We start from the raw sequence: 26,587 nt of genomic DNA on the forward strand, positions 1-26,587 counted from the left end.
GCCGCCGGAGGGGTCCGCCCACCGCCAAAAAAGTCAGGAACTCTCCATAAATGCCCCCAGAGTCCGTTTTGTGGGGCATCGGTGGTGGTTAACCGGATATCTCTGCTTATCAGAGACTTCTAGGGGGTGACGGAACGTGCCGGACACGATGGTCAACCAGACTTCTGCCGTACCGCGGGCCAGAACGCAGGACGGCGGGCCGGCGACCTCGCTGGTCACCGACAAGGGCACGACGAGCATCGACGACGTCGTCGTCGCCAAGATCGCCGGACTGGCCGCACGCGAGGTCTCCGGCGTGCACGCCATGGGCGGCGGCGCCGCCAGGGCGCTCGGCAACGTGCGCGGGATGGTCGGCGGCGAGCGCAGCGTCGCCCAGGGCGTCTCGGTCGAGGTCGGCGAGCGCCAGGCGGCCGTGGACATGGACCTGGTCGCCGAGTACGGCACCGCCATCCCCGACCTGGCCGCGGCCGTGCGCAGGAACGTCATCGCGGCGGTCGAGCGCATGTGCGGCCTGGAGGTGACCGAGGTCAACATCAGGGTCGACGACGTGCACCTGCCCGGCCAGGATCGCGACAGGGATCGCGGCAGGAGCGACGGCAGGGGCGAGGACGCCGAGCAGCCGGAGCCCCGGGTCCAATGACCGGGCCCGGCGCCACCGCCTGCACGCGGGCCGACGCCGACGCCGACGCCAAGGCGGAGGCCGAGACGCTGGCCGAGCTCGTACGGGCCTGCCCGGGGGTGGCGGGGCTCTCCGGCGGCCCGTTCGGGACGGTGGCGACGTACCTGCCCGGGGCGCGGGTCATGGGCGTCTCGGCCGACGGCGACACGGTGGAGATCGCCATCGTGGCGACCCTGGAACGGCCGCTGCCCGAGACCGCCGAGGACGTCCGCCAGGCCGTGTGGGAGCCGGCCGGCGGGCGTCCCGTCAACGTACGCATCGACGACGTGGTGATCGACGTGGTGGAGGAATCATGAGCAACGTCCCTTGGCTGCCGGTCATCGGCATGGCGGTCGGCATCATCCTCGGACTCGCGGGAGCCTTCGGCGGCCTCGGCGCGTTCCTGCTCGTCCTCGTGCTCGGCGCGGTCGGCTTCCTGGTCGGCAAGGTCGCCGAGACCGGCGAGGTCAACCTGTCCGGTCTGACCGCGAGGCGGCGATGACCACTCCCGCTCCCCAGGTTGATCCACAGGGCGCTGTCCGGGTCACGGTGCCCCGGCAGCGGCTCGCGCCGGCGGCCGAGCCCGGGCGGCGGGGCCGTACCGAGATCTCCGAGCGGGTGGTCGCCAAGATCGCCTGCTGCGCGGCGCGGGAGGTGCCCGAGGTGCTCGACGTGCGGCTGGGCGGGGTGCCGTGGACGCACTCGTCCAGCGCCGAGGTGCGCGGCGAGCGGGCCACCCTGAAGCTGGACGTGACCGTCGCCTACCCGGCCCCGCTGCACGCCGTGGCCGCCCGGCTGCGGCAGCACGTGCGCAACCGGGTGGCCATGCAGACCGGCCTGGACGTCACCCGCCTCGACGTGATCATGACCGATCTGTCGGGAGGCCCGGCATGACCCACGACCGCCCGCCCGGGGAGTCCGCGGACACGACAGGAGGCGGCCCGCCGCGGGACAAGGGCGCCGACCGGGCCGCGGTGCGCGCGTTCCGGCCGCAGCGCCGGGTGCCCGCCATCGTGGTCGCCGTCCTGCTCACGCTGCTGGGGTTGCTGGTCGCCGCCGAGACGGTGTCCGCGCTGGTCGGCAGCCCGCTGCGGTGGTTGCCCTACGACCGGATGCTGGCGTGGGCGGCCACGACGCCGTGGTCGGACCCGCTGGTCCTGACCGGGGCCGCGATCGTGGCGCTGGTGGGGCTGGCGCTGCTGGTCACCGCCCTGGTGCCGGGACGGCCGCGGATGGTCCCCGTGCGGACCGGCGACCCCGACCTGATCATCGGCGTGCGTCCCAAGAGCTTCACCAGGGCCCTGGAGCACGCCGCCGAGGAGGTGCCCGGGGTGCGCTCGGCGCACGCCAGCCTGCGCGGCCGCACGGTCGCCGTCACCCCCGCCACGTCCGGCTGGGACGACGAGGGCTTCGGCCGGGCCGTGCGCGAAGCCGTCCTCACCAGGCTCGCCGGGCTGGATCCGGTGGAGCCGTACCGGGTGGCGGTCAACGTCAAGGAGCGCCGATGAACAGGAAGACCGGCCGCGGCAACCGCTGGGGGCTGGCCCTGGTCGGGCTGGTGCTGGCCGTCCTGGGCGGGCTGACGCTGGCCCGCGGGCTGCTGGGGCCGGCCACGCCGATCGTGGACGCGGGCGTCCGGGGGTTCTTCACCCGCAACAGCCCGCCCGTGTGGTGGGCCGTGGCCGCCGTGTCGGTCCTGGTCGCGCTGCTGGCCCTGCGCTGGCTGGTCGCGCAGGGCCGCAGGGACGCCCACACCCGGCTGCGCCTGGAGGCCGGCCCGGACGGCGTCACCGAGATCGCCGCGGGCGGCATGGCCCACGCGGTCGCCGCGGACGTCGAGGCCAGCCCCGCCGTCCTGAACGCCGACGCCGACCTGGTCGGCCCGCGCGGCCACCCCGAGGTACGGCTGCGCGTGGCCGCCGACGAGGCCGCCCCGATGAGCGAGCTGAGCGAGCACCTGTCCCGGGTCACCCTGCCGAACCTGCGGGACGCGCTGGACAGGGATCACGTACCGGCGGTGGCCCGCGTTAGCCTGGAGCCCTCACCTGCGACGCAGCGGGTCGTGCGCTAAGGCTTCGCCGAGAGGGGTCCTCCGTTGTCCATCGTGAAGATCAACGTCCTGACCGTGCCCGCCGAGATGCGGGAGGAGCTGGAGAAGCGGTTCTCCGGCCGGGCCGGGATGGTGGAGTCGGCCGACGGCTTCGAGTGGTTCGAGCTGCTGCGGCCGGTCGAGGGCACCGACCAGTACCTCGTCTACACGCGCTGGCGCAGCGAGGAGGACTTCCAGACCTGGCAGCAGGGCCAGGCGTTCCGGCGCGGCCACGCCCAGGCCGCCGCAGGGCAGGGCCAGGGGCACGGCCAGGGACACGGTCACGGGCAGGGCCCGGCGGCGACGGACTCCCGGGTGTGGAGCTTCGACGTCGTTCAGAGCGCCGGGCCCAAGGGCTAGGCGTCGAGGGGGTTGGCGGCGATGCGGTCGGCGATCCCGCCGCGCACGAACCGGCCCGCGTAGCTCGACGGCTTGCGCGCGCCCTGGTCGGCGATGCAGGCGGCGAACTCCTTGGCGATCTCCAGCCGCGGGTAGCGCTCCAGCACCTCGCGCCGCACGCCCTCGGGGATGTCCTCGGTACGCCGGCCGGAGATGTCCATGCCGGTGGAGAGCTCCAGCAGGTGACCCTCCGGGTCCTCCTCCACCGGCACCTCCTCCCACATGTGCCGGATGATCACCTCGGCGGCGCGCAGCCGGCGCTCGGGCGACCAACCGGCTCCCGCGCAGAAGGCCCAGGCCACGTGGCCGCCGGCCTCCTCGTACGGCACCGTCTGGCTGTCGAACTCGGCGACCAGGCCGATGTCGTGCAGCATGGACGACACGTAGAGCAGCTCGGCGTCGAAGTCGATCGCCCTGCTCTGGGCGTACGCGGCGGCCCACAGGTACGCGCGCGAGGAGTGGTTGAGCAGCGAGGGTGTCTGGTAGCGGGTGGCCACCTCCAGCGCGCCGCGGCAGGCGGGCGTGTCGGGCAGCACGATGTCGTCGAATCTCACGGCCTCAGCATGACATCCGCGGCGCCGGAGCCACCGGGGGGCATCGGGCCGTTAACGATCCGGTACGCGACTTGACCGGTTGATCGTGATTCCGAAAGCATGTCCCGCCCTCACTTTCTTGTCCGGAAGGAACCCTGGCGTGCGCCGGCTCGCGATACCTCTTGCCCTCACGCTCGCGCTCGGCGGGCTGACGAGCCCGGCCCAGGCCGCCGACAAGGTCACCCGTACCGCACAGTGCCAGGGGGACTGGCTGCCGGGCACGCCGACGGCCGAGGACGTCATGAAGGGCGAGATCTCGCTGGTGGGGCTGCCGGCGTACAAGCTGGGCAAGGACATCAGCTGGGGGGCGAGCCCGTACCGGAACCGGTCGTGGGAGTTCGTCTTCCAGTCGTTGCGCTGGATGGGCACCCTGGTCGTGGCCTACGAGAACACCGGCGAGCGGCGTTACCTGGATCGTGCCACCGAGATCACCAAGGACTGGGTGGCGAACAACCGGCGCGGGGCCGCCGCCACCAAGCCGTACGTGTGGAAGGACCACCCGGTCTCGCTGCGCACGCAGCCGTTGTTGTGCCTGAGCATGCACGTCAAGGAGAGCTGGCTGAAGGACAGCCTGGCCGACCACGCCAAGCTGCTGTCGGACGCGCGGTTGTACAAGAAGGGCCACAACCACGGCATCGACCAGGACATCGCCCTCATGGGCATCGGCTGCCGGTACGGCCGCTCCGACTGGTCGAACCTGGCCTCCAGGCGGCTCGCCGGCACGGTCAAGCTGGACGTCGACTCCCAGGGCGCGCTCATGGAGCAGGCCCCCCGCTACGCCGTCTACGTGTACGGCCGCCTCCAGGTCGCCATCACCAACATGAAGGCGTGCGACCGCAAGGTGCCGGCCGAGATCAGCCGGCGGGCCGAGGCGCTGAAGGACTTCATCGCCCACTCCACGATGCCCAACGGCTACATGGTCCCGATCGGCGACGGCAGCGCCGAGACCGAGCCCAAGATGGAGACCGGCACCCCGAAGCAGAAGGTCAAGGTCTACAAGGCCGGTTACGTCTACGGCCGGACGGCCTGGGGCAAGCCGGGCTCGTCGTACTACTCGATCAGGTTCGGGCCCGGCATGAAGTTCCACGGGCACGAGGACCACCTGGGCGTGACGTACTACGCGCAGGGCCGCGACATCCTCATGGACGGCGGCTTCCACTCCTACGAGAAGAGCGCCTACCGCTACTGGACGCTCTCCCCCGAGGCGCACAACGTGCCGACGGTCGAGGGGGCCCGGTTCCGGCCGCGCACCTCGTCCAGACTGACCAAGACCTCCTACGGCAAGGACCGGCAGGCCTTCCGCCTCACGGACCGGGCCTACGGCGTGAGCCGGACGCGTTCGGTGCTGGTGAACCACGGCCAGGACCTGATGGCGGTGCTCGACACGGCCTCCGGGGGCAAGAAGGTCAGGAACCTGTGGCGGTTCGCGCCCTCGTACAAGGTCGTCTCCAACGGCGGCGGCAAGGTGGTGCTGGCCGACGGCGCCTTCAAGGTGACGCTGATGCAGTTCTCCTCGTGCCGGCGGGTCGGCGGCCAGAAGGTGGAGCGCGGCGGCGAGCTGGGCTGGGTGTCGCCCACCTACCTGGCCAAGGACGCGACCAACGTGGTGGTGTCGCCGGCGGCGAAGTCGCTGCTGACGGTGATCGTGCCGGGCACCGACTCGCCCAAGGTGTCGTGCTCGGGAGGCAAGCTCAAGGTCGAGGGCGAGACCCTCTCCGCGGGCCTGCTCTAGCCGGTCTAGAAGGCGATCCGGCGGTACCACTCGTTGGAGAGCATCTGGGCGCGGGCCCGCTCCGGCAGCCCGGTCAGCATGGTCATCGACGCGCCGCGCTCCACCTCTGACTCGTGGGCGAGCATGGCCGCCCACTTGCGCTCCGACCAGCGTGACACGTCGATCGCGGCCGAGACCTGGTGGTCGGGGACCCCGGGCAGGGCCTGGCCCGGCTCCGGATCGGCGCCGAAGACCGCCCGCCAGTGGGCCGTCACGACCGAGCGCGGGACGGTCGCCAGGTAGAGCGCGTGCGGCCGCCAGGGGTCGCCCGTGCCGGGGTAGAGCTGGTCGTAGCCGGCCGCCTCGACCGCGGCCAGGGTGACCCGGTGCACGTGGACGTGGTCGGGGTGGCCGTAGCCGCCGAAGCCGTCGAAGGTGAGCACGACGTCGGGCCGGACGGCCCTGATGTGCTCGACCAGCAGGCCCACCGCCTCGTCGAACGGCACATCGAGGAAGCGCGGGCGGCCGGGGGCGGACTCGGGCTTGCCCGCGTCGGCCAGGCCGAGCAGCCGGGGCTTGCCCGCGCCGAGGATGTCGAGGGCCCGTTCCAGTTCCTGCGCCCGCTGGGTGCCCTCGGCCCAGGTGCAGGTGACGACGGCGGTCGTGGCGCCCTCGTCGGCGTATTTGGCGAGGGTGCCGCCGGTCCAGATCGCCTCGTCGTCCGGGTGGGCGTGCACGCCGAGCACACTGAAGCTCATGGGTCACCATCGTATGGAGGCCGGGCACCGGTCGGGACCCGCGTAGGCTCTACGCGGAACACCCGCCCCCGGAAGAGACGAGCCGATGAGCGAGCCCGTACCCCCTGACCTGCTGGAGATCGCCGACGCGCTCGTGCCCGGCGCTCCCCTGGGCAGCGCGCGGCTCGCCCGTGGCGGGATGCACGACGTCGTGCTGCTCCCGGGGGTGGCGGCCGTACGGGTCGGCCGGCGGCCGAGCGTGACCGAGGCGCTGCCCCGGCGGACCGAGGTGCTGCGCGCGATCGCGGCCGCCGGGCTGCCGTTCGCGGTGCCCGAGCCGGTGACGCCGGTGACGACGTTCGGGGAGCGCGCCGCCGTGGCCGTGTCCTGGCTGGACGGCGCCGGTCTCGACGCCGGCCGGGGCGACCCGGCCCTGATCGGCGAGCTGCTCGGCGCCCTGCGCGAGCTGCCCGTCACCCCGGAGCTGCGTGCCCTGCTGCCCGCCCCGCGCTCGTACGCCGGGCCCGCGAGCTGGAGCACGATCCTCGCCGAAGAGGTCATCCCCCGCTTCCCGGCCAGGTGGCAGGAGGAGGGACGCCGGCGCCTCGACGACGCCCTGGCCCTGGAACAGGTCCCCGACACGCTGGTCCACGGCGACCTCGTCGGCGACAACGTCCACTGGGACGCGAACGGCAAGCTGGTCGGCGTCCTCGACTGGGACCGGGCCCACCTGTTCGACCCGGCGATCGACGCGGCCTTCATGGGCTGGCACGGCTGGGAGCACCTGCGCGACGCCGTCGACGCCGGCACCTACCGGCGGGCGGTCACGTGGGAGCGCGCGTTCGGCGTCAACCAGCTCGTCGCCCTCCTCGTGCTCGCCGGCGAGCCCCTGACCCTCGTGGACAGCTTCACCACCCACGTCGTGGCCTGGCTGGACGAGGACGGCGGCCCCGACGTGCCCTAGGCCGCCCGTTCCCGCGGCGCCGGCATGCGGATGATCGACACGCCGACGGTGCCGAACGCGGCCAGCAGGATGACCGGGCCGCCGATCCCGAGCACCAGGTTCCACGCGCTCGCGCCGAACAGCCACACCACGATGCCCACCAGCACGCCCGCCGGGAACCACCAGCCCGCCAGCCCCGCCCGCGCGTACGCGACCGCGACGAGGACCAGGCCCAGGAAGGACCCGATCATCCCGGGCAGCTGCCAGGCGGCGATGAGGGCGGGCTGCGCCGCGTCCTGCATGAGCTTCTCGGCCTGCGCGGCGGGCAGGGCGTCGAAGAGCACGATGTCGAAGAAGTCCGAGATCATCAGCGACGAGAAGTTGATCAGGCCGAGCACCGCGAGCGCGCCCGCGACGGTGGCCAGCGCCCTGCCCTTGCCCCTGACGAGCTGGACCATGCCGATCATCCCTGGCACGAACAGCACCCAGGTGTAGTGCAGGAGCGTCGCGCTGACACCCACGGCGCCCGGGTTGTGCGCGTAGACCAGCGGGTCCTCGACCCCGGGCTCGGACGGGTCGGTGATCATGCCGAGGATCAGGCAGACCGGGGCCACGAGGCTCGCGCCGGCCAGGAAGCGGCGGATGGAGAGTGCGTCGGTTGACATGCCGGGCACGGTAGGCGGCGCTCGCCGGGCCCGTCGTCAAGGCAGGCTTGGACCCGGCGTCCCCCTTTCGGTGGATTCCGCTGCACATTGTGACAATCCGGGCGGGCTACTCTCGCCTCATGCTCCACCGCCGTTCCCCCTCCCCCGTCGACTGGCTCGTGGCGGCGGTCGTGGCCCTGTTCGCGGTCGCGGAGGAGGTCAGCGTGCGCTCGATGGCCTCTCCCCGCTCATACGTGCCGCTGTGGATCGCCGCCGGGCTGGTCACCGCCGCCGCGGTGCTGTTCAGGACCCGCGCGCCCTTTGCGATCCTGGCCGTCTACTCGGCCGCCAACATCGCGACGTTCGCGCTGGCGCCCGGGTCCCCCGCGGCCTGGCAGTTCTACACCCAGCTCGTGCTGCTGTGCACGCTGCTGGCCGAGGTGCGCCCCGACAGTGCGCGGGCCGTGGCCGGGCTGACGGCGACGGGCGTGTTCGTGGCCGCCATGCTGTCCAGAACCTCCCCTCCGTCCGGATGGGGGGACGTCGCCGTGGCGCTGGTGATGTGCGCCATCGCCGCCGGAGCCGGTCTGGCCGTACGCCGCCACCGCGTGCTGGCCGTGCAGGCGGCCGAGCGCGGCGCGCTGCTGGCCCGCGAGTCGGTTCAGGAGGAACGGGCCCGGATCGCCCGCGAGCTGCACGACATCGTCGCGCACAGCGTCAGTGTGATGACCATGCACACCGGCACCGTCCGGCTGCTCCTGCGCGAGGACCAGGAACCCGAGCGGCAGGCGCTCACCACGGTGGAGGCGGCCGGCCGGGAGGCCATGGAGGAGCTGCGGCGCATGCTCGGGCTGCTGCGCGGCACGCAGGCCGGCGACCGGCTCCCGCAGGCCGGCCTCGACCGGCTGGCGGACCTGCTGGAGCAGTTCAGGTCGGCCGGGCTCGACGTCACCCTTGAGGTGTCGGGCGAGCGGGTGCCGCTGTCCGCCGGGCTGGATCTGTCGGCGTACCGGATCGTCCAGGAGGCGCTGACCAACACCCTCAAGCACGCCGGGCCGACGCGGGCGGCGGTGCACGTCTCGTACCTGCCGGCGGAGCTCCGGCTGGAGATCACGGACCAGGGGCCGCGCGGCCCCCGGCCGCCGTCGGGCGGGGGCGGCGGCCACGGCCTGATCGGCATGCGCGAGCGAGCCGCCCTCTTCGAGGGCACGCTGACGGCGGCCCCTCTGCCTGGGGGCGGCTTCACGGTACGCGCGGAGCTCCCCCTGTGACCCCCGCCTCCTCGCCGCGCCCGGACGCCCCCGCCATCCCCGCCGCCTCTCCCCTCGACGCCGCCGACGATCTCGCCCTCGACGGGCCCGGTCGCGGGATCGGCGTGGTGATCGCCGACGACCAGGCGATGATCAGGGCCGGGCTGCGCCTGATGATCGGCACCCAGCCGGACCTGTCCGTGCTGGGCGAGGCCGCCGACGGCGAACGGGCCGTGCAGCTGGCCCGCGACCTGCGCCCCGACGTCGTCCTGCTCGACATCGCGATGCCCAGGCTGAACGGCCTGGAGGCCGCCCGCCGCATCCTCGCGGTCCCGGCGCCTCCACGGGTGATCATGCTGACCACCTACGACACCGACGAGAACCTCGACCTCGCGCTGCACGCCGGGGTCAGCGGGTTCCTGCTCAAGGTGTCGCCGCCCGAGCACCTGTTCGCCGCCATCCGCAGCGCCGCGCGGGGTGACGTCCTGCTCGACCCGGCGGTGACCGGCCGCGTCGTGGCGGCCTACCGGCGTACGGCCCCCGCCCCCTCACCGGCGGCCACTGGCGTCACGGCCCGGGAGGAGGAGGTGCTGCGGCTGGTGGCGCAGGGCCTGTCCAACACCGAGATCGCCGGCACGCTGTCCATCACGGAGGCGACCGTCAGCACCCACATCAACCGCCTGCTGACCAAACTCGCCCTCCGCGACCGCGCCCAGATGGTCCGCCACGCCTACGAATCAGGCCTCGTCCGCCCCGGCGACCCCCCGGACGGCATCCCATCGATCAGATGATCTGATTCCTAAAGGTGATGACCGCCACCGAAGCGTCCAGAAGCTTCGCCGCCGCCGTGATCGGACCGGCTCCCATGGCACCGGGCGGCATGGTCAAGGCGTTCCTGGCGAGGCGTTCGACGACGAGCTGAGGGACACGTGGCCCGACGCCTGATCCCGGACACAGGGGTGCTCATCGCAGCCGCGCCTCCAGGTCCGCCCGGGTCACCCCTTGCCCCGCCCCCGGCTGAGGGCCGCCCCTTCCACAGGGCGGCCCTCAGCGGCGAGGGCCGCTCGGAGCAGGCTCCCGAAGACCCCCGGCAAGTAGACGAACAGGCGGGCCGAGGCACGGGGTGCGCCGAAGGCGCCAGATCAAAAACGTCTGAGCCCCCAGCGTGCAGCGCCCCGAAGGCGAAGCCCGCTCCCAGCGCGCCGGGGTCAGCTGCAGTCGCGGCCCGCGCGTAGCAGGCCGTACGTGACTGCCTGCTCCAGCGCCTGCCAGGAGGCGTCGATGATGTTCTCGGCCACCCCCACCGTCGCCCACTCGGCGGTGTCGTCGCTGGAGGTGATGAGGACGCGGGTGACGGCGTCCGTGCCGTGGGTGCCCTCGAGGATGCGGACCTTGTAGTCCACCAGCTCAAGCCTGGCCAGCTCGGGGTAGAGCTGCTCGAGCCCCTGCCGTACGGCCTTGTCCAGGGCGTTCACGGGGCCGTTGCCCTCGCCGGTGGCGACGATGCGCTCGCCCTTGGCGTGCAGCTTGACGGTGGCCTCGCTGACCAGCTCGCCGCCCTTCGTCCGCTCGACGATCACCCGCCACGACTCCACCTCGAAGTGCCGCCGGCGCGCCCCCTGGACGGTGTCGCGCAGCAGCAGCTCGAACGACGCGTCCGCGGCCTCGAAGGTGAACCCCTGCGACTCCAGCTCCTTGACGCGATCGACCAGCGTCTTGGTGTGCTCGGGGGTCAGCTCGTAGCCCAGCTCGCGGCCCTTGAGCTCGACGGAGGCGCGGCCGGCCATGTCGGAGACGAGCATGCGCATGTCGTTGCCCACGGCGGCCGGGTCGATGTGCTGGTAGAGGTTGGGGTCGACCTTGATGGCGCTGGCGTGCAGGCCGGCCTTGTGGGCGAAGGCGGACATGCCGACGTAGGGGGCGTGGGAGTTGGGGGTGACGTTGGTGACCTCGGTGATCGCGTGGGCGATGCGGGTCATGTCCGCCAGCGCCTCCCGCGGCACGAGGTCGAAACCGCGCTTGAGCTGGAGGTTGGCGACGACGGTGAAGAGGTTGGCGTTGCCCGAGCGCTCGCCGTAGCCGTTGGCGCAGCCCTGGACGTGCGTGGCGCCCGCCTTGACCGCGGCGAGGGTGTTGGCGACGGCGCAGCCGGTGTCGTCGTGGCAGTGGATGCCGACGCGGGCCCCGGTCTGGACGGCCGCGTGCACGGTCTCGGCCAGCTCGTCGGGCAGCATGCCGCCGTTCGTGTCGCACAGGGCGATGACGTCGGCCCCGGCTTCGGCCGCGGTCCGCAGCACTTCGAGCGCGTAGGCTGGGTTGGACGTGTAGCCGTCGAAGAAGTGCTCGGCGTCGAGGAAGACTCGCTGTCCCTCCGCACGAAGGTGAGAAACCGTGTCGCGGATCATCGCGAGGTTCTCCTGGAGAGTCGTGCGGAGGGCCAGCTCCACGTGCCGGTCGTGACTCTTGGCGACAAGGGTCACGACCGGCGCGCCGGATTCGCGCAATGCGGCTACCAATGGGTCGTCGGCGGCCTTCACACCGGCCCGGCGGGTCGCGCCGAACGCGGCGAGCTGCGCGTGCTTCAGGTCGAGCTCTGTTCGAGCGCGCCTGAAGAACTCTGTGTCCTTGGGGTTGGCGCCCGGCCAGCCCCCCTCGATGAAACCGACGCCCAGGCTGTCCAGCTGCCGTGCGATGGCGAGCTTGTCGACGACGGTGAGGTTGAGTCCTTCCTGCTGCGCGCCGTCGCGCAGGGTCGTGTCGTAGACGTGGAAGCGGTCGTCGGCCATGAAGTCTCTTCTTTCGGATCCGTGTCCTGGAAAACAAAAAGACCCCTCACGGACGTGAGAGGTCTGCGCGCTGGCGGTGTCCCTTTGTCAGCCAGCGCGCCTGCCGATAATGAGCAGACCGTAGAACATGGTGCCTGCCAGTCTGCCACAGGGATTCACCATCTGGCACATCGGTCTCAGGTTGTGGACACGACCTTTACACTTGCACGCCGGCGCCCCCGGTGACGGCACGTTCGAACGCCGCCGGGTCGAACACCTCGTTGCCGAGCTGCTGCCCGTCGAGCAACACGGTGGGCGTGCCCTGGATGCGGATCTTCGCGGTCTCCCCCAGGTGGGTCTTGGCGTACGACTGCGAGGTCACGCACTCGTCCACCGAGGCGCCGACCTTCCTGGCGGCGGCCACCAGCTCCGGCACGGTGAAGCCCGAGGCCGAGCCGTGCGGGGCGGGCTGCATGGCGTAGAGCTCGTCCCTGAAGGCCAGCCAGTTGTCCTCCGGCATGCACCGGGCGGCGGCCGCGGCCCTGATGGAGTTGGAGCGCATCGGCTCGTCCTGGAAGATCGTCACGGCGTGGAAGACGACCTTGAGCCTGCCCTCCCTGGCCAGCTTCTGGATCGTGCCGTCGACCTTGGAGTGCATCTCCTTGCAGATCGGGCAGTCGAAGTCTTCGTACACGTCTAGCACGAGCGCGTCGCTGGACCTGTCGGCCAGCACCATCGAACCGTCGAGCTGCCTGGTCAGGCGTACCGACCCGGCCGTCTCACCCGGCTCCGAGAAGGCCAGCACACCCAGCATCACCAGCGCCGCACACGCGACCGCGACCGCAACCAACCGCTTCATCATCCGCCCACTTCCAGCTCACCGATCGCGCGAACCCTACCAACGACAGACCCCCTCTCCGGACAGCCGGCCGGGGCGGGCCCGGCGCGGCGGCCCGCCGGAGGATCTTCCATGGATACCTGATGACGATGAGAGAACGCTGTGAGGGGAGAATGACCTTCATGAAGGCGAACCTCCTCGACCCCGCGGTGGGCCGGTACATCCTCGACCACTCCACCCCGCCCGACCCTCTGCTCGACGAGCTGGCGCGGGAGACCGCCGAGGCGACGGGCGACGCCGCCAGGATGCAGATCTCCGCCGACCAGGGCCGGTTCCTGACCATGCTGACCCAGCTCGTGGCCCCGGCCGTGGCGGTCGAGGTGGGCACGTTCACCGGCTACTCGTCGGTGTGCATCGCGCGGGGGCTGTCCGGCGGGCGGCTGCACTGCTTCGACGTGAGCGAGGAGTGGACGTCGATCGCCCGGCGCTACTGGGAGCGGGCGGGCGTGGCCGACCGCGTCTCGCTGACGCTCGGGCCCGCGCTGGAGACGCTGGCCGCGTTCGACGAGCCGATCGACCTGGCCTTCCTCGACGCCGACAAGGGCAACTACCCCGGTTACTACGAGTTGCTGGTCGAGCGGCTGCGGCCGGGCGGCCTGCTGCTGGCCGACAACACGCTGCGCAGCGGGCACGTCGCCGATCCGGCGCGCTCGGAGACGACGACGGTGCAGATCCGCGAGTTCAACGACCTGGTGATCGAGGACCCGCGGGTGAGCGTGGTCATGCTGCCGGTCGCCGACGGGATCACGATGATCAGGAAGAACCACTAGATCACGGGACGCCGCTCCCGTTACTCTGAGTGATCCTTTGGAGACCCCCGGGAAAGCATGAGGACGGCGGCATGGTCAGGCCCCTGGAAGAGCGCTACCGCACCGTGCGCGAACTGTTCCCCGAGTTCCGCATCGAGACGGTCCAGGGCCGGATCGTGGTGAACGAGCCGGGCACCTGGCAGCACAACACGATCCTGTCCCGGACGTTGTTCCAGCTCGCCGCCGCGGCGGCGGTCCGGGGCTGGGAGATCTGGCCGAACATCACCGTCTACCTGGGCCCCGGCCACGATCTCTACGTGCCCGACCTGGCCGTGGTCCCGCGCCGGCCGCGGCTGCACGAGGAGCACGCCGTCCACGGCGCCTCGACGATCCTGCTCGTGGACGTCGTCTCGGTGGCCACGACGTACGACGTGCACTTCGTCAAGACGGGCGGTTACGCGCGCGGCGGGGTGCCGCTCTACCTGGTGATCGACCCGTTCCAGCAGCTGGTGACGTTGTTCGGCGGGCCGGGCGGGCGGCGCTACCGCAGCGAGAACGTCGTCTCCCTGGGCGAGCCGGTGTTCCTGCCCGACCCGTGGAACCTCCACGTCGACACCGCGGCCCTGACGGAGGCCGGCGCCTGAACGCCGGCCGTCCGCGCGGCTCTAGCCGACCTTGTGGATCCAGTTGCGGGTGTCGGGACGGGCGCCGTACTGGATGCCGACGAGCTCCTCGCGCACCCGCATCGTCACCGGGCCGGGGGTGCCGTCGGCGATGGTCCAGGAGCGGTCGTCGCCCCTGACCGAGCCCACCGGCGTGACCACGGCGGCGGTGCCGCACGCGAACACCTCGGTCAGCTCGCCGGAGGCGCAGGCGGACTCCCACTCGTCCACCGAGATCAGCCGCTCCTCGGTCTCCAGACCGAGGTCGCCGGCCATCTCCAGGATCGACTCCCGGGTGATGCCGGGCAGCAGGGTGCCGGTGAGCGCCGGGGTGACGAGCTTGTTGCCGAAGACGAAGAACAGGTTCATCCCGCCCATCTCCTCGACGTACTCGTGCTTGTGGGCGTCGAGCCAGACGACCTGGTCGCAGCCGTTGTCGACGGCCTGGCGCTGGGCGACGAAGGCGGCGGCGTAGTTGCCGCCGCACTTGGCGAAGCCGGTGCCGCCGGGCGCGGCGCGCGTGTACTCGGTGGACAGCCAGACCGAGACCGGCTTGATGCCGCCGCTGAAGTACGAGGCCGCCGGCGAGGCGATCACCATGTACTTGTAGGTCTTCGACGGGTAGTTGACGCCGAGCCCGGCCTGCGTGGCGAACATGAACGGGCGCAGGTAGAGGCTGTGGCCCTCGGTGGTGGGCACCCACTCCTTGTCGGCCGAGACCAGCAGCTCCAGCGACTCCACGAACGCCTCCTCCGGCAGCTCGGGCATGGCCATGCGCTCGGCCGAGCGGTTGAAGCGGGCGGCGTTCGCGTACGGACGGAAGGTCGCGATCGAGCCGGAGATCTGCCGGTACGCCTTCAGGCCCTCGAACAGCTCCTGCGCATAGTGGAAGACCGAGGTCGCGGGGTCGAGCGAGAGCGGCCCGTACGGCATGAGCCTGGCGTCGTGCCATCCCTCGCCGTCGGTGTAGTCGATCGAGATCATGTGGTCGGTGAAGACCTGCCCGAACCCGGGGTTCGCCAGTACCTGCTCCCGCTCGGCCGCGGTGCGAGCGTGGTCGGAATGCTGCACGTCGAAGCTGAGCTTCTGAGCGATGGTCATGACGGCGGTCCTTCTCTCTACGAATCTGCGACTTCAAGCTGATTCTGGTAGCTACTGCCCGCGAGCAGTATTCGTACTTCCTAGTGTCTCGCGATTTGGGATAGCAAGAGGCAGTTGGGGGTGGTTCGATCCGGTGAACGCAAAAAGCGCCTGGCAGTCCTCGTCCGGACCGCCAGGCGCGTGCGGGGCTAGGCGGTCCTAGCCGGCTACTCGCGCGGCGATGTCGTCGCCGATCTCGCTGGTCGTGCGGCCGGCGCGGCCGGTCACCCGCTCGGCGATGTCGGCGGCCACGGCCTGCTCGACCTTGGCGGCCTCGGCGTGCAGGCCGAGGTGGTCGAGGAGCATGCCGACGGACAGGATGGTGGCGGTCGGGTCGGCCTTGCCCTGACCGGCGATGTCGGGCGCGCTGCCGTGCACCGGCTCGAACATGCTCGGCGAGGTGCGCTCGGGGTTGATGTTGCCGCTGGCCGCCAGGCCGATGCCGCCGGTGATCGCGGCGCCGAGGTCGGTGATGATGTCGCCGAACAGGTTGTCGGTGACGATCACGTCGAAGCGCTCGGGCTGGGTGACGAAGAACATCGAGGCCGCGTCGATGTGGCTGTAGTCGGTGGTGACGTCGGGGAACTCGGCGGCCACGCGGTTGACCGTGCGCTGCCAGAGGTCGCCGGCGTAGGTGAGCACGTTCGTCTTGTGGACGAGCGTGAGCTTCTTGCGGGGCCGCGACTGAGCCTTCTGGAAGGCGTAACGCACGACGCGCTCGACGCCGTGGGCGGTGTTCAGCGACTCCTGGGTGGCGATCTCGTGCGGCGTGCCGCGGCGCATGACGCCGCCGGTGCCCGCGTAGAGGCCCTCGGTGCCCTCGCGGACGACGACCATGTCGATGTGCTCGGCCGAGGCGCCGGCCAGCGCGGTCTCGACGCCGGGGAACAGCTTGACCGGCCGCAGGTTGACGTAGTGGTCGAACTCGAACCGGAGCTTGAGCAGCAGGTCGCGCTCCAGGATGCCGGGCGGCACGCTGGGGTCGCCCACGGCGCCGAGCAGGATCGCGTCATAGCCGCGCAGCTCTTCGAGCACCGCGTCGGGCAGTGTCTCGCCCGTGCGGTGGTAGCGGGCTGCGCCCAGGTCGTAGTGGGTGGGCTCGATCTTCGTGCCCACGGCCTCCAGGACCTTGAGCCCTTCGGCTACGACCTCGGCGCCGATGCCATCCCCGGGGATGACGGCCAGGCGGATGTTACGCGACTCCATGGGCGGTACCTTACCGGCTCGTCTCGGCTGACGAACACATCATCTCAACAACCGGACAATCCGTTTTGGGGGGATTGCGACCTTTTGACCGTTTCGTTAGAGTCCGACGAGCCTAATCCACGCAGCCGCTGCGTGGAGCCGGGGACCCACCTTTCCCCCCGGGGCGAATCGGCCGCGCCTCCCCCCGAGGAGCACCGCCGTAGGGCTACTTCCAGGCCCGAGCCCGTCAGCTAACCCGGTCGGCCACGTGGAAGGACAGTCCCCTGTCTAGCATCGCCATCTTTTTGGCGGTGGCAGCGGGCGCCGCAGGTCTCGCGCCTGCCGCCCCCGCGGCTCCCGCCGCTCCGGCCGCCCCCGCCCCCTCCGTCACCCTCACCGGCCCCCAGGTGAAACAGGTCCAGGAACGGCACGTGCCGAAACCGGCCTGGAAGGTCGCCCTCGAATACGCCATGGACAAGCGCGGCACCCCGTACGTGTGGGGTGGCGCCAGCGAACGGGGCTACGACTGCTCGGGCCTCATGCTCCGGGCCTACGAAGACGCCGGCATCGAGCTCCCCAGAACCGCCGCGGAGCAGTACGGCGCCTTCTCCAGGAAGATCGCCTGGAAGGACCTCGAACCAGGCGACCTGGTGTTCTTCAGCGGCCTGGGCCACGTCGGCATGATCTCCAAGCCCGGCTATATGGTCCACTCCCCCCACACCGGCGACGTGGTGAAGGAGGAACGCCTGTCGCAGTGGCGCAGGCAGGCCTTCGTCGGCGCGGTACGCCCCGACCCCAAGGGCGTCAAGCGCTGGGCCGACTACAAGCAGCTCCAGAAGGCCCCCGCCCCCGCCATGCTCACCGCGACCCTGTGACGACGACCTTCCCCGGGGCGTGCCCCTCCTCCTGGTAGCGGACGGCCGCCGGGAGCTCGCCGAACGGGAAGGTCCTGTCGATGACCGGGGTGACCGCGCCCTGCTCGATCAGCCTGGTCAACGTCAGCAGGTTCGCCCTGTTGCTCCCGCAGCGGACCACGTCCGCCCTGACGATCCGCTGCGGGACGAAGGGCCCCGACGCGAGCGCGGCGAACATGTGGCCGGCCGGCTGCACCCAGCGGCCGGCCGGCCCGCCGACCAGCACGTACGTGCCCTTCCTGGTCAGCACGCGGCGGCAGTCCGCCAGCCGGCGACCGCCCGCCACGTCGAGCAGGAGGTCGAAGCGCCGCCCCGACGCCGCGAAGTCCTCCTTGGTGTGGTCGATGACGTCGTCCGCGCCGAGCGAGCGGACCAGGTCCGCGTTGCGCCCGCTGCACACGCCCGTGACCTGCGCCCCCAGCGCCTTGGCGAGCTGCACGGCGAACGTGCCCACGCCGCCGGACGCGCCGTTGACCAGTACCTTCTGGCCCGGCTGGACGCGTCCCTCGTCGCGCAGCGCGATCAGCGCGGTGTTGGCCGCCATCGGCACCGCCGCCGCCTGCTCGAACGACAGGCCCGCCGGCTTGGGCGCCACCTCGCCCTGCCGCAGGCAGACGTACTCGCCGAAGCCGCCCCCCAGCGACATCGCGTACACCTCGTCGCCGGGACGGAACAGCGTGACGTCCTTGCCGGCCGCCTCCACCTCCCCCGCCACGTCGGCCCCGAGGACGGCGATGCTGGGCCGGCGCAGCCCGACCCCGCCGCCCATGACCCGGGCCAGGTACGGCTCTCCCCGCATGAAGTGCCAGTCGTAGGGCTGCACGGACGTGGCCCGCACCCGCACCAGCACCTCGTCGTCGCGCGGCACGGGCCGCTCGACGTCGGTCAGGACGAGCTGGTCGGGCGAGCCGAACGAGCGCAGGACGTACGCCTTCATCGTTTTTCTCCCTCGTGCCGCTGATGTGCCGTCAGTGTGGGCGTGACCTGCACGGACGCTCAACGGTCGAAAGGCGACGGCTCGATGGCCGAAAGTACGACCGCCCTCCCGCCGATGGTGCGAACCGGGACGGGCCGTCCGCGCGATGACCGGGCACGGGCGCGGGCGGCACGCTTTCGGGCATGAGATGGATCGCACCCGCCGGGCTGCTCGCGCTCAGCGTCGTCCCCCTGGTCGCCGGCGCACTCCGGCTGACCGAACTGGCCGCCGGCGCGCCCGTCACGGCGGACAACGCGCGCTTCTTCGCCATGCCCGTGCCGGTGCTGCTGCACATCCCGGCTTCCCTGGTGTTCTGCGTCCTCGGCACGTTCCAGTTCCAGGCCCGGTTCCGGGCCGGGCGGCCGGGGTGGCACCGCGCGGCGGGCCGGGTCCTGGTGGCCTGCGGGCTGGTCGCCGCATTGTCGGGGTTGTGGCTGACGCTCTTCTCCGACCTTCCCGCCGGCGACGGGCTGCTGCTGGCCGCCTTCCGGCTGCTGTTCGGGACGGCCATGGCCGCCTGCCTCCTGCTCGGCCTGGCCGCGATCCGGCGGCGCGACGTGGCCCGCCATCGCGCCTGGATGACCCGCGGGTACGCGATCGGGCTCGGCGCGGGCACGCAGGCGTTCACCCTGGCGTTCGGGCCGGCCGCCTTCGGGCCGCCCGGCGAGCTCGGCCGGGCGCTGCTCGTCGGCGCGGGCTGGGTGATCAACCTGGCGGTGGCCGAGTCGATCCTCCGCAGAGCCCGCAGAGTCCGTCGAGGTCAGGTGCGTACGCGGTCGGTCTCGTAGGCCCACATGGCGATCTCGACGCGGTTGCGCACGCCGAGCTTGGTCATCAGGCTCGCGACGTGGCTCTTGACCGTGCTGAGCGAGATGTGCAGCTCGCGGGCGATCTCGCTGTTGGTCCGGCCGCGGGCCACGGCGCGCAGGATCTCCTCCTCGCGGCCGGTGAGCGCCTCGACCGGCTGCGCGGGCGCCTCCGTACGCCCGGCTCCGGCGAACGCGGCCAGCAGGCGCGCGGTCACGCTCGGGGCGATGAGCGCCTCGCCGCCGGCCGCCGCGGTCACCGCCTGGGCGAGCAGCGCCGGGCCGGCGTCCTTGAGCAGGAAACCCCTGGCCCCGGCGCGCAGGGCGGCGTAGACGTACTCGTCGAGGTCGAACGTGGTGATCACGACCACCGCCATGGGGTCGGCGACGTCGGGCCCGGCCAGCTCGCGGGTGGCCGCGATGCCGTCGAGGCCGGGCATGCGGATGTCGAACAGGCACACGTCGGGGCGCAGGCGGCGGGCCAGCTCGACGGCCCGCCTGCCGTCGCCGGCCTCGCCGACGACCTCGATGCCGGGCTGGGCGTCGAGGATCATCCTGAGGCCGGTGCGGGCGATCTCCTGGTCGTCGGCGACCAGCACCCGGATGGCCGCCGCCCCCTCCGGATCACTCACCGCGGCCTCCCGCCGGTCGCTCACGCCGCCTCCCTCCGGTCACTCACCGCGGCCTCCCGCCGGTCGTTCATGCGGTCTCTTTCGGCAGGACGGCGGTGACCGTCCAGCCCCGGTTGGGGTTGGGGCCCGCCTCGCAGGTGCCGCCGAGCAGGGCGGCGCGTTCGATCATGCCGATCAGGCCGTAGCCGGGGGCGGCGACCCCGCCGGCGCGGTCGCCGTCGTCGCTCACGGTCAGGTGTACGGCGGCGTCGTCGGCGGTGACCCGGACGGTGATGTGGGTGGCGTGGCGGGCGTGCCGCCGGGCGTTGGTGATCGACTCCTGGGCGATGCGGTAGAGCGCCGCGCCGGCCGAGGGCGGCAGGTCGCCGAGCCCGTCCGCGATCTCCACCTCGACGGCCGGGCCGACGCGTGGGCGTCCGGCGAGCCGCCGCAGGTCGTCGAGGTGGCGGCCCGGGGTCAGCTCCGCCGGCTCGTTCCTGCGCAGCACGCGGACCATGGCCCGCATCTCGGCGAGCGTGCGCGACGCCTCGGCCTCGATCACCCGCAGCGCGTCGGTGGCCGCGCCCGGCTCGGAGGCGGCGGTGGCCAGGCCCGCCTGGGCGCGGATGGCCATGGCCGAGACGTGGTGGGCGACGGTGTCGTGCAGGTCGCGGGCGAGCTGTTCGCGTTCGAGCAGTTTGACCTGGTCGAGCTCGCGCAGCCGCGCGCCGGCCCGGTAGCGGAAGGCGCTGCCCAGCCCGACGGTCGCGACCAGCACGCCGAGCGCCGGGACGACGTCGCCGGGCGCCATGCGGCCGGAGACCAGCGACAGGCCGACCGCGACCAGCCCGGCCGCCATCCCGATCACGGCCTCGCGCCCCGATCCCCACCGGAACAGCGCGTAGAGCACGATCGTGACGAACGCCAGCGTGTACGTCTCCACCGGCTCGCCGCCGGTCAGCAGCGGGGCCACGGCGGTGGCGCCGAACACGAGCGCGACCATGAGCAGCGGCCTGGTCCTGCGCCACAGCAACGTGGGGATCAGCGCGACGGTGACGGCCGTCGAGACCACCGGCCACCGGAGGTCGGGCCGTAACACGCCCTCGATCACCGCGGCCGGCACGAGCGCCGCGACGAGCGCCCAGTCGCGCCACACCCGCACCGGCGGGCCGGGAGGACGAGGCTCGCGCCACACGGAACGAAGGAGGCCGGCCACCCCCACATCGTAAGCGCGCCCCACCTCCCCACAGAGCCCCGAACCCGCACCAACCCCCGTCCCCGAAAACTCCGGCACCGGAGGGGGCCGAGCCAGGGGTCCAGCGGGCAGACCCGGCCAACGGAACCGAGGAGCACGTGCCAAGCCAAGGGGCCGGGGGCCGGGGGCGGAACCAGGGGCGACCGGGGCCGCCTCGGGGACTCAGCGGGTGTGGGCTCTGGGGGCTGTTGGGGTGGTCAGTGTTTGCGGGCGTCGAAGATGAGGTCCCAGGCGCGGGACTTGGCGTGGGCGACCGCGCCCAGCAGCACGCCGCTGTCACCCAGCGCGCTGGCCACCACCCGCGGGCGCAGCGGTCCGAGCTCGGCGATGCGGCGCTCCACGGACGCGCCCAGCAGGTCGAGGTTGCGGCCCACTCCCCCGCTCAGCACGATCACCTCCGGATCGAGCACGGCGGCCACGGCCACCAGCAGCCCGCCGATGCGGCGGCCCTCGGCCTCCACCACCGACCTGGCCGCCTCGTTCCCGTCGGCGGCGGCGGCGAAGACCTCCCTGGCCGTCTGCAGCTCCAGCCCCGCCGCCCGAGCGGCGCGCACCACGCCGGGCGCGGAGGTGACCGCCTCGGTGGCCCCGTGCGTGAAGGGGTCGGCGTCCTGCGTGAAGGGGCCGGCGGGCAGGGCGGGGGCGGAAGGTTCCTCGGCGGCCGGGATGTAGGAGACCTCCCCCGCCGCCCCTCGCGCCCCGACGTACAGCTCGCCGTTGATCACGATGCCCATGCCGACGCCGGTGCCGATGGACACCAGGGCGAAGTTGGCCTTGCCCCGCCCCGCCCCGTGGACGTGCTCGCCGACGGCGGCCAGGTTGATGTCGTTCTCGATGACGAGGTCGACGCCCAGGGCGGCGTGCAGCCGGTCGGCCAGGTCAGGCGGTCCGGGCAGGTTGGGGGCGAAGTCGAGGCCGCCGCGCACGGGGTCGTACACGCCGGGCGAGCCCACCACCGCGCAGGTGATCGAGCGCCACTCGACCTCGGCCTCGCGGGCCGCCGCCCTGGCCAGCTCGCCGACCAGCGCGGCCAGCTCGGCCGAGGTGCGGGCCGTGTTGCGGCCGTCGGTACGCCCGGCGAACGTGCCGCGCAGGTCGGCCACGGCCACCCTGATCCAGTCGCGGCCGATGTCGACCCCGGCGACGTGGGTGGAGGCGGCGTTGACGTCGTAGAGCGAGGAGACCGGGCCGGGCCGCCCGGACACCTCCCCCACCAGGTGGACCAGGCCGTCCTCGGCCAGCCCCGCCAGGGCGGCCGAGACCGTGGGCTTGGACAGGCCGGTGCTCTTGGCCAGGTCGGCGCGCGAGGCGGGGCCGTGCTCGTGCAGCTGGTCGAGCAGGCGGCGCTCGTTGAGCACCCGCAGCAGCCGTGGATTCGCCAGGTCGCGTCGCATGTCCGGCCTCCCTCCGAGGTGCACTCTAGCCAACACACCTGATAGTAAACTACCTTTCTTACCAAGCGGGGGCGGGCATCTTCTGAGAGGACGAAGTGTGATGCACCGAGCTTGGCGACTCATCCCCGCGGCGGCGGTCCTGCTGGCCGCCGCCTGCGGGACCAGCACCACCGGCACGACCACCACCACCACTCAGGCCGAGGGGACGTCGAAGGGCGGGACGATCGCCCTGTTCCTCCCCGAATCCAAGACCACCCGGTACGAAGCCTTCGACCGCCCGCTGTTCGAGGCCAAGGTCAAGGCGTTGTGCCCCGACTGCAAGGTGATCTACGGCAACGCCGAGCAGGACGCGGCCAAACAACAACAACAGGTCGAGGCCGCGCTCACCCAGGACGCCGACGTGCTCGTCCTGGACGCCGTGGACGCCAACGCGGTCGCGCCCCTGGTCAACCAGGCCAGACAGAAGAAGGTCCCGGTGGTCGCCTACGACCGGCTGATCTCGGGGATCGACTACGCCTACTACGTCTCGTTCAACAACGTACGGGTGGGCGAGATGCAGGGCCAGGCGCTGCTCGACGCCATGAACGCCAAGGGCACCACGTCCAAGGGCCAGATCGTGATGATCCACGGCTCGCCCACCGACCCCAGCTCGGCCGACTACAAGAAGGGCGCCAAGAGCGTCCTGGACGGCAAGGTCAGGGTCGGCAGGGAGTTCGACACCCCCGACTGGAGCCCCGACAAGGCGCAGCAGCAGATGGAGCAGGCGATCACCGCCATCGGCAGGGACCAGATCGTCGGCGTGCTGTCGGCCAACGACGGCATGGCGGGCGGCGCCATCGCGGCCATGAAGCGCGCCGGCTACAAGGAGCTGCCGCCCATCACCGGGCAGGACGCCGAGCTGGCCGCCGTGCAGCGCATCCTCACCGGCGAGCAGTACATGACCATCTACCTGGACATCAGGCGGGAGGCGGAGAAGGCGGCCGAGCTGGCCGTCGCCCTGACCATGGGTGAGCAGCCCGCCGCCACCTCCAAGATGAACAACGGCACGGCCGACATCCCGGCCTTCCTCCTCGACCCCATCGCGGTCACCGCCGACAAGATCAAGGACACCATCGTGAAGGACGGGTTCTACCAGGCAGACCAGATCTGCACGGCCGAGGTCAAGGCCGCCTGCGCGAAGGCGGGCATCGAGTAGATGATCGCGGCGACCGGGATCTCCAAACGGTACGGAGCGGTGCGGGCGCTCGACGGGGCAGGGCTGGAGCTGCGTCCCGGCGAGGTCGTGGCGCTCATGGGCGACAACGGCGCGGGCAAGTCGACGCTGGTCAAGACCATCTCCGGCGCGGTCGTGCCGGACGAGGGCGAGATCACGGTGGACGGCGTGCCGGTGCGCGTCGCCACCCCGCACGACGCGCAGGCGCTCGGCATCTCGACCGTCTACCAGGACCTCGCGCTCTGCGAGAACCTCGACGTCGTGGCCAACCTGTTCCTCGGCGCCGAACGCCGCCGCTGGTCGGTGCTGCGCCACCTGAGCATGGAACGCGCGACCCGCGACCTGCTCGCCCAGCTCGACGTGCGCATCGGCGACATCAGGGTGCCGGTGTCGACGTTGTCGGGCGGGCAGCGGCAGTCGGTGGCCATCGCCAGGGCGCTGCTCGGCGAGCCCCGGCTGGTCATCCTGGACGAGCCGACCGCCGCTCTCGGCGTCGAGCAGACGGCCCAGGTGCTGGCGCTGATCCGGCGGTTGCGCGAGCGCGGGCTCGCGGTGCTGGTCATCTCGCACAACCTCGCCGACGTGCACGAGGTGAGCGACCGGGTGGTGGTGCTGCGTCTCGGGCGCAACGCCGGTGAGTTCCGTACGGCCGAGGCCTCCCGCGAGGAGATCGTGGCCGCGATCACAGGAGCGGGCGAATGACGGCGATGCCGATCACGGTGACCGGACGGCTGCGCCACGGAGAGGCCGGCGCCTGGCCGGTGGTCGGCGGCCTGGTGGCGATCACGATCGTGTTCAGCACGCTCAACGAGCGTTTCCTGTCGCCCGAGAACCTCACCAACCTGGCACTCCAGATGGCCGCCACGGGCACGATCGCGCTCGGCGTCATCATGGTGCTGCTGCTCGGCGAGATCGACCTGTCGGCCGGCTCGGTCAGCGGCCTGTGCGCCACGATCATGACGATCGCCCACGTCAAGCAGGGCTGGAACGCCCTTCTCGCCATCCTGCTGGCGCTGGCGGCCGGCGCGGCGATCGGGCTGCTGCACGGGCTCATGCTGACCAAGCTGCGGATGCCGTCGTTCGTGGTCACGCTGGCCGGGCTGATGGGCTGGCTCGGGCTGCTGCTCTACCTGCTGCGCCAGGGCGGGACGATCAACCTGCCGTTCAACGGGTTCATCTCGGGGCTGAGCGACACCTGGCTGCCGGGGTGGCTGTCCTGGGCGCTGGTGGTCGTGCTGGCGGGCGGTCACGCCGGGATCGCCACGCTGGCCAGGCGGGCGCGGGTGGCCGCCGGGCTGCCCGTGGCGCCGGCGTGGCAGGTCCCCGTGACGGCGGGCGGGCTGGCGGTCGTGCTCGGCGCGGCGGTGGCGATCATGTCGGCCGACCGGGGCGTGCCGCTGCTGCTGGTGCTCTTCGGCGCGCTGGTGGTCCTGCTCGACCTGGTGCTGCGGCACACCGCGTTCGGCCGCCACCTGTACGCCGTCGGCGGCAACGCCGAGGCCGCCAGGCGCGCGGGCATCAACGTGACCAGGATCAGGATCCTGGCGTTCGTGCTGGCCTCGACGCTGGCGGCGGCGGGCGGCGTGCTGGCCGCCAGTCGGCTGTCGGCGGTCAACCAGGGGTCGGGCGGGAGCGACATTCTGCTCATGGCCATCGCCACGGCGGTCATCGGCGGCACGTCCCTGTTCGGCGGACGGGGACGGGCCTACGCCGCGCTGCTCGGGGTGCTGGTCATCCAGTCGATCACCAACGGCATGTTCCTGCTGAGCGTGGACTCCTCCGTCCGGTTCATGGTGACGGCCGGCGTGCTGGCCCTGGCGGTGGCGATCGACTCGCTGGCCCGCAGGGGCGCGGCGCGGTGAGCCGGGTCCTGGGCATCGACGTCGGCGGGACCAAGGTCGCGATCGGGGTCTCGGGCTCGGACGGGCCCGTGGTCGCCGGACGCACCCGGCTGGAGACCGGGCCGGACACGCTCGTCCGGGCCCTCGCCGCCGCCCGCGCCCTGGACGCGCGTCCGGCCGCGGTCGGCTTCTCGACCTGCGGGGTGATCAGGGACGGCGTGGTGCGCCTGGCGCCGAACGTGCCCGGCTGGGAGGGGCTGGAGCTGCCCAGGCTGCTGCGCGAGGAGTTCGGCGCGACACCGGTGGCCATCGACAACGACGTGAACGCGGCGGCGGCTGCCGAGCTGCGGTGGGGCGCGCTGCGCGGCGTCTCCACGGGCGTCTACCTCAACCTCGGCACCGGCCTGGCGGCGGCCCTGGTGGTCGGCGGCCGGGTGGTGCCCGGCGCGCACGGCGCGGCGGGCGAGATCGGCTACCTCCAGGTCACGCCGGGGCAGGCGGCCTTCGCCGACGGGCGGGTGCCGCTGGAGGAGCTGGTCTCCGGCGCGGGGCTGGCGGCCAGGGGCGGCGCGCTGCTCGGCCGCGCGACCACGGCGGAGGAGGTGCTCGCCGCGCGTTCCGGACCGATGGCGGAGCTGGTGGCGCAGGCGCTGTCGGTGCTGACCATGACCGTGGCGAACCTGTGCGTCACCCTCGACCCCGAGGTGCTGGTCGTGGGCGGCGGCATGATGGGCGCGGCCGGGCTGATCGTGCCCAGGCTGGCCGGGGAGGTGCGGCGCGCCGTGCCGTTCCCGCCGGAGATCCGGCCCGGCCGGTTCACGGACGACGCGCCGCTGCTCGGCGCGCTCGCCCTGGCCCACGCCGCGGCGCGGGCCTGAGGGCGGCGCTACCGGGCGGAGTTCTGGGGGGCGCCGCCGTTGTCCCTGCGGTCCAGGGCGGTCTGCAGGGCCTCGGCGGCCTCGTTCTCGTTCTCTTCGGTACGGTTCCAGGCGTACATCTCGTACATGTCGCTCATCTCGTTTCGCTGGCGCGTTCCAGAAAGGGGCGTCGGACCCCGGTCGCGAATCCGACCGGGCCTGCTCTCGCGGGTCCGGGTCACGGACCGGGCGAAGGGAAGGGACTGACCGGCCGACGGCATCACCACTCACCGCGGC

General features: G+C 72.2%; 31 protein-coding genes and 1 riboswitch. Of the genes, 19 read left to right on the top strand and 12 right to left on the bottom strand.

What is annotated here, in order from left to right:
• The first annotated feature begins 136 nt into the window (after positions 1-136).
• Genes ABZ459_RS22365 through ABZ459_RS22395 form a run of 7 tightly spaced genes read left to right on the top strand, consistent with a single transcriptional unit; the run spans position 137 to position 3,107 of the window.
• Positions 137-640: an Asp23/Gls24 family envelope stress response protein gene (locus ABZ459_RS22365; protein ID WP_357973125.1), complete on the top strand. Its 504-nt coding sequence runs from the start codon at positions 137-139 to the stop codon at positions 638-640.
• Entirely contained in the window at positions 637-975 is a 339-nt protein-coding gene (locus tag ABZ459_RS22370) for a hypothetical protein (protein WP_357973128.1), read from the top strand. The genes ABZ459_RS22365 and ABZ459_RS22370 overlap by 4 nt, the downstream gene beginning before the upstream one ends.
• Entirely contained in the window at positions 972-1,160 is a 189-nt protein-coding gene (locus ABZ459_RS22375) for a hypothetical protein (protein ID WP_352319054.1), read from the top strand. The genes ABZ459_RS22370 and ABZ459_RS22375 overlap by 4 nt, the downstream gene beginning before the upstream one ends.
• Entirely contained in the window at positions 1,157-1,552 is a 396-nt protein-coding gene (locus tag ABZ459_RS22380; protein ID WP_357973131.1) for an Asp23/Gls24 family envelope stress response protein, read from the top strand. Before ABZ459_RS22375 ends, ABZ459_RS22380 begins: the two co-directional genes overlap by 4 nt.
• Entirely contained in the window at positions 1,549-2,166 is a 618-nt protein-coding gene (locus ABZ459_RS22385; RefSeq protein ID WP_357973134.1) for a DUF6286 domain-containing protein, read from the top strand. Before ABZ459_RS22380 ends, ABZ459_RS22385 begins: the two co-directional genes overlap by 4 nt.
• Entirely contained in the window at positions 2,163-2,729 is a 567-nt protein-coding gene (locus ABZ459_RS22390; protein ID WP_357973137.1) for an alkaline shock response membrane anchor protein AmaP, read from the top strand. Before ABZ459_RS22385 ends, ABZ459_RS22390 begins: the two co-directional genes overlap by 4 nt.
• A gap of 24 nt (positions 2,730-2,753) precedes the next feature.
• Positions 2,754-3,107, top strand: a complete 354-nt coding sequence (locus tag ABZ459_RS22395; RefSeq protein ID WP_357973141.1) for an antibiotic biosynthesis monooxygenase — start codon at positions 2,754-2,756, stop codon at positions 3,105-3,107.
• Here ABZ459_RS22395 and ABZ459_RS22400 read toward each other — a convergent pair.
• On the bottom strand, positions 3,104-3,700 hold the full coding sequence (locus ABZ459_RS22400; protein ID WP_357973144.1) for a cyanamide hydratase: 597 nt from the start codon (positions 3,698-3,700) through the stop codon (positions 3,104-3,106). The two genes, ABZ459_RS22395 and ABZ459_RS22400, sit on opposite strands and share 4 nt — an antisense overlap.
• A 139-nt stretch (positions 3,701-3,839) precedes the next feature.
• Here ABZ459_RS22400 and ABZ459_RS22405 point away from each other — a divergent pair, with 139 nt between their 5' ends.
• Positions 3,840-5,471 carry a heparinase II/III family protein gene (locus ABZ459_RS22405; protein WP_357973147.1) on the top strand — a complete coding sequence of 544 codons (1,632 nt, stop codon included), beginning with the start codon at positions 3,840-3,842 and terminating at the stop codon, positions 5,469-5,471.
• Positions 5,472-5,476: 5 nt separating this feature from the next.
• On the opposite strand, the gene ABZ459_RS22410 is transcribed toward ABZ459_RS22405, so the two are convergent.
• Positions 5,477-6,208: a PIG-L family deacetylase gene (locus ABZ459_RS22410; protein WP_357973150.1), complete on the bottom strand. Its 732-nt coding sequence runs from the start codon at positions 6,206-6,208 to the stop codon at positions 5,477-5,479.
• A gap of 85 nt (positions 6,209-6,293) precedes the next feature.
• Here ABZ459_RS22410 and ABZ459_RS22415 point away from each other — a divergent pair, with 85 nt between their 5' ends.
• Positions 6,294-7,151, top strand: coding sequence for a phosphotransferase (locus tag ABZ459_RS22415; RefSeq protein ID WP_357973153.1), 858 nt, complete (start codon positions 6,294-6,296; stop codon positions 7,149-7,151).
• On the opposite strand, the gene ABZ459_RS22420 is transcribed toward ABZ459_RS22415, so the two are convergent.
• The gene (locus ABZ459_RS22420) at positions 7,148-7,795 is read right to left on the bottom strand and encodes a hypothetical protein (protein WP_357973156.1); all 648 of its coding nucleotides are present in this window, start codon (positions 7,793-7,795) and stop codon (positions 7,148-7,150) included. The genes ABZ459_RS22415 and ABZ459_RS22420 overlap by 4 nt on opposite strands.
• A gap of 119 nt (positions 7,796-7,914) precedes the next feature.
• Between ABZ459_RS22420 and ABZ459_RS22425 the strand changes: the two genes are divergently transcribed.
• Positions 7,915-9,045: a sensor histidine kinase gene (locus ABZ459_RS22425; protein ID WP_357973158.1), complete on the top strand. Its 1,131-nt coding sequence runs from the start codon at positions 7,915-7,917 to the stop codon at positions 9,043-9,045.
• Entirely contained in the window at positions 9,042-9,815 is a 774-nt protein-coding gene (locus tag ABZ459_RS22430; protein ID WP_357973161.1) for a response regulator transcription factor, read from the top strand. Before ABZ459_RS22425 ends, ABZ459_RS22430 begins: the two co-directional genes overlap by 4 nt.
• A gap of 417 nt (positions 9,816-10,232) precedes the next feature.
• On the opposite strand, the gene cimA is transcribed toward ABZ459_RS22430, so the two are convergent.
• Both cimA and ABZ459_RS22440 read right to left on the bottom strand, forming a co-directional pair.
• Positions 10,233-11,810 carry a citramalate synthase gene (cimA, locus tag ABZ459_RS22435; RefSeq protein WP_357973164.1) on the bottom strand — a complete coding sequence of 526 codons (1,578 nt, stop codon included), beginning with the start codon at positions 11,808-11,810 and terminating at the stop codon, positions 10,233-10,235.
• A gap of 196 nt (positions 11,811-12,006) precedes the next feature.
• Positions 12,007-12,651, bottom strand: coding sequence for a thioredoxin domain-containing protein (locus ABZ459_RS22440; RefSeq protein ID WP_357973167.1), 645 nt, complete (start codon positions 12,649-12,651; stop codon positions 12,007-12,009).
• A 158-nt stretch (positions 12,652-12,809) separates the two neighbouring features.
• Between ABZ459_RS22440 and ABZ459_RS22445 the strand changes: the two genes are divergently transcribed.
• Together ABZ459_RS22445 and ABZ459_RS22450 are read left to right on the top strand one after the other, a co-directional pair.
• Positions 12,810-13,457: an O-methyltransferase gene (locus ABZ459_RS22445; protein WP_357973170.1), complete on the top strand. Its 648-nt coding sequence runs from the start codon at positions 12,810-12,812 to the stop codon at positions 13,455-13,457.
• A gap of 71 nt (positions 13,458-13,528) precedes the next feature.
• Complete coding sequence (locus ABZ459_RS22450; RefSeq protein WP_357973173.1) at positions 13,529-14,080, top strand: Uma2 family endonuclease; 552 nt, start codon at positions 13,529-13,531, stop codon at positions 14,078-14,080.
• A 21-nt stretch (positions 14,081-14,101) separates the two neighbouring features.
• Here ABZ459_RS22450 and ABZ459_RS22455 read toward each other — a convergent pair whose 3' ends face one another.
• Both ABZ459_RS22455 and ABZ459_RS22460 read right to left on the bottom strand, forming a co-directional pair.
• Entirely contained in the window at positions 14,102-15,199 is a 1,098-nt protein-coding gene (locus tag ABZ459_RS22455; protein ID WP_357973176.1) for a branched-chain amino acid aminotransferase, read from the bottom strand.
• A 198-nt stretch (positions 15,200-15,397) separates the two neighbouring features.
• Positions 15,398-16,444 (bottom strand): 3-isopropylmalate dehydrogenase, encoded by a 1,047-nt coding sequence (locus ABZ459_RS22460; protein ID WP_357973179.1) that lies wholly within the window; start codon positions 16,442-16,444, stop codon positions 15,398-15,400.
• A gap of 99 nt (positions 16,445-16,543) precedes the next feature.
• Positions 16,544-16,704, top strand: a riboswitch (cyclic di-AMP (ydaO/yuaA leader).
• 30 nt (positions 16,705-16,734) lie between these two features.
• Here ABZ459_RS22460 and ABZ459_RS22465 point away from each other — a divergent pair.
• Positions 16,735-17,298: a C40 family peptidase gene (locus ABZ459_RS22465; protein ID WP_357973182.1), complete on the top strand. Its 564-nt coding sequence runs from the start codon at positions 16,735-16,737 to the stop codon at positions 17,296-17,298.
• Here the strand turns inward: ABZ459_RS22465 and ABZ459_RS22470 are convergent.
• Positions 17,282-18,274 carry an NAD(P)-dependent alcohol dehydrogenase gene (locus tag ABZ459_RS22470; protein WP_357973185.1) on the bottom strand — a complete coding sequence of 331 codons (993 nt, stop codon included), beginning with the start codon at positions 18,272-18,274 and terminating at the stop codon, positions 17,282-17,284. The two genes, ABZ459_RS22465 and ABZ459_RS22470, sit on opposite strands and share 17 nt — an antisense overlap.
• A gap of 182 nt (positions 18,275-18,456) precedes the next feature.
• Here ABZ459_RS22470 and ABZ459_RS22475 point away from each other — a divergent pair, with 182 nt between their 5' ends.
• Complete coding sequence (locus ABZ459_RS22475; RefSeq protein ID WP_357973188.1) at positions 18,457-19,101, top strand: DUF2306 domain-containing protein; 645 nt, start codon at positions 18,457-18,459, stop codon at positions 19,099-19,101.
• Here the strand turns inward: ABZ459_RS22475 and ABZ459_RS22480 are convergent.
• From ABZ459_RS22480 to ABZ459_RS22490, 3 genes are all read right to left on the bottom strand, one after another.
• Entirely contained in the window at positions 19,074-19,775 is a 702-nt protein-coding gene (locus tag ABZ459_RS22480; protein WP_357973191.1) for a response regulator transcription factor, read from the bottom strand. The genes ABZ459_RS22475 and ABZ459_RS22480 overlap by 28 nt on opposite strands.
• Positions 19,776-19,818: 43 nt before the next feature.
• Complete coding sequence (locus tag ABZ459_RS22485) at positions 19,819-20,946, bottom strand: histidine kinase (protein WP_357973194.1); 1,128 nt, start codon at positions 20,944-20,946, stop codon at positions 19,819-19,821.
• Between the two features lie 236 nt (positions 20,947-21,182).
• Positions 21,183-22,379 carry an ROK family transcriptional regulator gene (locus ABZ459_RS22490; RefSeq protein WP_357973197.1) on the bottom strand — a complete coding sequence of 399 codons (1,197 nt, stop codon included), beginning with the start codon at positions 22,377-22,379 and terminating at the stop codon, positions 21,183-21,185.
• Between the two features lie 100 nt (positions 22,380-22,479).
• Here ABZ459_RS22490 and ABZ459_RS22495 point away from each other — a divergent pair, with 100 nt between their 5' ends.
• Genes ABZ459_RS22495 through ABZ459_RS22510 form a run of 4 tightly spaced genes read left to right on the top strand, consistent with a single transcriptional unit; the run spans position 22,480 to position 26,311 of the window.
• Positions 22,480-23,574, top strand: coding sequence for a sugar ABC transporter substrate-binding protein (locus ABZ459_RS22495; protein ID WP_357973511.1), 1,095 nt, complete (start codon positions 22,480-22,482; stop codon positions 23,572-23,574).
• Positions 23,575-24,294: an ATP-binding cassette domain-containing protein gene (locus ABZ459_RS22500; protein WP_357973200.1), complete on the top strand. Its 720-nt coding sequence runs from the start codon at positions 23,575-23,577 to the stop codon at positions 24,292-24,294. It abuts the gene before it with no gap.
• Entirely contained in the window at positions 24,291-25,454 is a 1,164-nt protein-coding gene (locus ABZ459_RS22505; RefSeq protein WP_357973203.1) for a sugar ABC transporter permease, read from the top strand. The genes ABZ459_RS22500 and ABZ459_RS22505 overlap by 4 nt, the downstream gene beginning before the upstream one ends.
• A complete protein-coding gene (locus ABZ459_RS22510; protein ID WP_357973206.1) occupies positions 25,451-26,311 on the top strand; it encodes an ROK family protein in 861 nt (286 codons plus the stop codon). Before ABZ459_RS22505 ends, ABZ459_RS22510 begins: the two co-directional genes overlap by 4 nt.
• Positions 26,312-26,319: 8 nt before the next feature.
• Here the strand turns inward: ABZ459_RS22510 and ABZ459_RS22515 are convergent, their stop codons facing one another.
• Positions 26,320-26,448: a hypothetical protein gene (locus ABZ459_RS22515; RefSeq protein ID WP_352318996.1), complete on the bottom strand. Its 129-nt coding sequence runs from the start codon at positions 26,446-26,448 to the stop codon at positions 26,320-26,322.
• Positions 26,449-26,587 lie beyond the last annotated feature (139 nt).

The organism is Nonomuraea sp. NPDC005692 (assembly GCF_040631115.1).
Taxonomy (GTDB): Bacteria; Actinomycetota; Actinomycetes; order Streptosporangiales; family Streptosporangiaceae; genus Nonomuraea.

Excerpts from the sequence above, each read along its gene's own strand:
- ABZ459_RS22410 (WP_357973150.1), bottom strand. The coding sequence starts at position 6,208 with ATGAGCTTCAGTGTGCTCGGCGTGCACGCCCACCCGGACGACGAGGCG.
- ABZ459_RS22505 (WP_357973203.1), top strand. The coding sequence starts at position 24,291 with ATGACGGCGATGCCGATCACGGTGACCGGACGGCTGCGCCACGGAGAG.
- ABZ459_RS22500 (WP_357973200.1), top strand. The coding sequence starts at position 23,575 with ATGATCGCGGCGACCGGGATCTCCAAACGGTACGGAGCGGTGCGGGCG.
- ABZ459_RS22415 (WP_357973153.1), top strand. The coding sequence starts at position 6,294 with ATGAGCGAGCCCGTACCCCCTGACCTGCTGGAGATCGCCGACGCGCTC.
- ABZ459_RS22370 (WP_357973128.1), top strand. The coding sequence starts at position 637 with ATGACCGGGCCCGGCGCCACCGCCTGCACGCGGGCCGACGCCGACGCC.
- ABZ459_RS22515 (WP_352318996.1), bottom strand. The coding sequence starts at position 26,448 with ATGAGCGACATGTACGAGATGTACGCCTGGAACCGTACCGAAGAGAAC.
- ABZ459_RS22420 (WP_357973156.1), bottom strand. The coding sequence starts at position 7,795 with ATGTCAACCGACGCACTCTCCATCCGCCGCTTCCTGGCCGGCGCGAGC.
- ABZ459_RS22385 (WP_357973134.1), top strand. The coding sequence starts at position 1,549 with ATGACCCACGACCGCCCGCCCGGGGAGTCCGCGGACACGACAGGAGGC.
- ABZ459_RS22455 (WP_357973176.1), bottom strand. The coding sequence starts at position 15,199 with ATGACCATCGCTCAGAAGCTCAGCTTCGACGTGCAGCATTCCGACCAC.
- ABZ459_RS22375 (WP_352319054.1), top strand. The coding sequence starts at position 972 with ATGAGCAACGTCCCTTGGCTGCCGGTCATCGGCATGGCGGTCGGCATC.
- ABZ459_RS22380 (WP_357973131.1), top strand. The coding sequence starts at position 1,157 with ATGACCACTCCCGCTCCCCAGGTTGATCCACAGGGCGCTGTCCGGGTC.
- ABZ459_RS22425 (WP_357973158.1), top strand. The coding sequence starts at position 7,915 with ATGCTCCACCGCCGTTCCCCCTCCCCCGTCGACTGGCTCGTGGCGGCG.
- ABZ459_RS22470 (WP_357973185.1), bottom strand. The coding sequence starts at position 18,274 with ATGAAGGCGTACGTCCTGCGCTCGTTCGGCTCGCCCGACCAGCTCGTC.
- ABZ459_RS22445 (WP_357973170.1), top strand. The coding sequence starts at position 12,810 with ATGAAGGCGAACCTCCTCGACCCCGCGGTGGGCCGGTACATCCTCGAC.
- ABZ459_RS22460 (WP_357973179.1), bottom strand. The coding sequence starts at position 16,444 with ATGGAGTCGCGTAACATCCGCCTGGCCGTCATCCCCGGGGATGGCATC.
- ABZ459_RS22440 (WP_357973167.1), bottom strand. The coding sequence starts at position 12,651 with ATGATGAAGCGGTTGGTTGCGGTCGCGGTCGCGTGTGCGGCGCTGGTG.
- ABZ459_RS22475 (WP_357973188.1), top strand. The coding sequence starts at position 18,457 with ATGAGATGGATCGCACCCGCCGGGCTGCTCGCGCTCAGCGTCGTCCCC.
- ABZ459_RS22450 (WP_357973173.1), top strand. The coding sequence starts at position 13,529 with ATGGTCAGGCCCCTGGAAGAGCGCTACCGCACCGTGCGCGAACTGTTC.
- ABZ459_RS22390 (WP_357973137.1), top strand. The coding sequence starts at position 2,163 with ATGAACAGGAAGACCGGCCGCGGCAACCGCTGGGGGCTGGCCCTGGTC.
- ABZ459_RS22495 (WP_357973511.1), top strand. The coding sequence starts at position 22,480 with ATGCACCGAGCTTGGCGACTCATCCCCGCGGCGGCGGTCCTGCTGGCC.
- ABZ459_RS22490 (WP_357973197.1), bottom strand. The coding sequence starts at position 22,379 with ATGCGACGCGACCTGGCGAATCCACGGCTGCTGCGGGTGCTCAACGAG.
- cimA (WP_357973164.1), bottom strand. The coding sequence starts at position 11,810 with ATGGCCGACGACCGCTTCCACGTCTACGACACGACCCTGCGCGACGGC.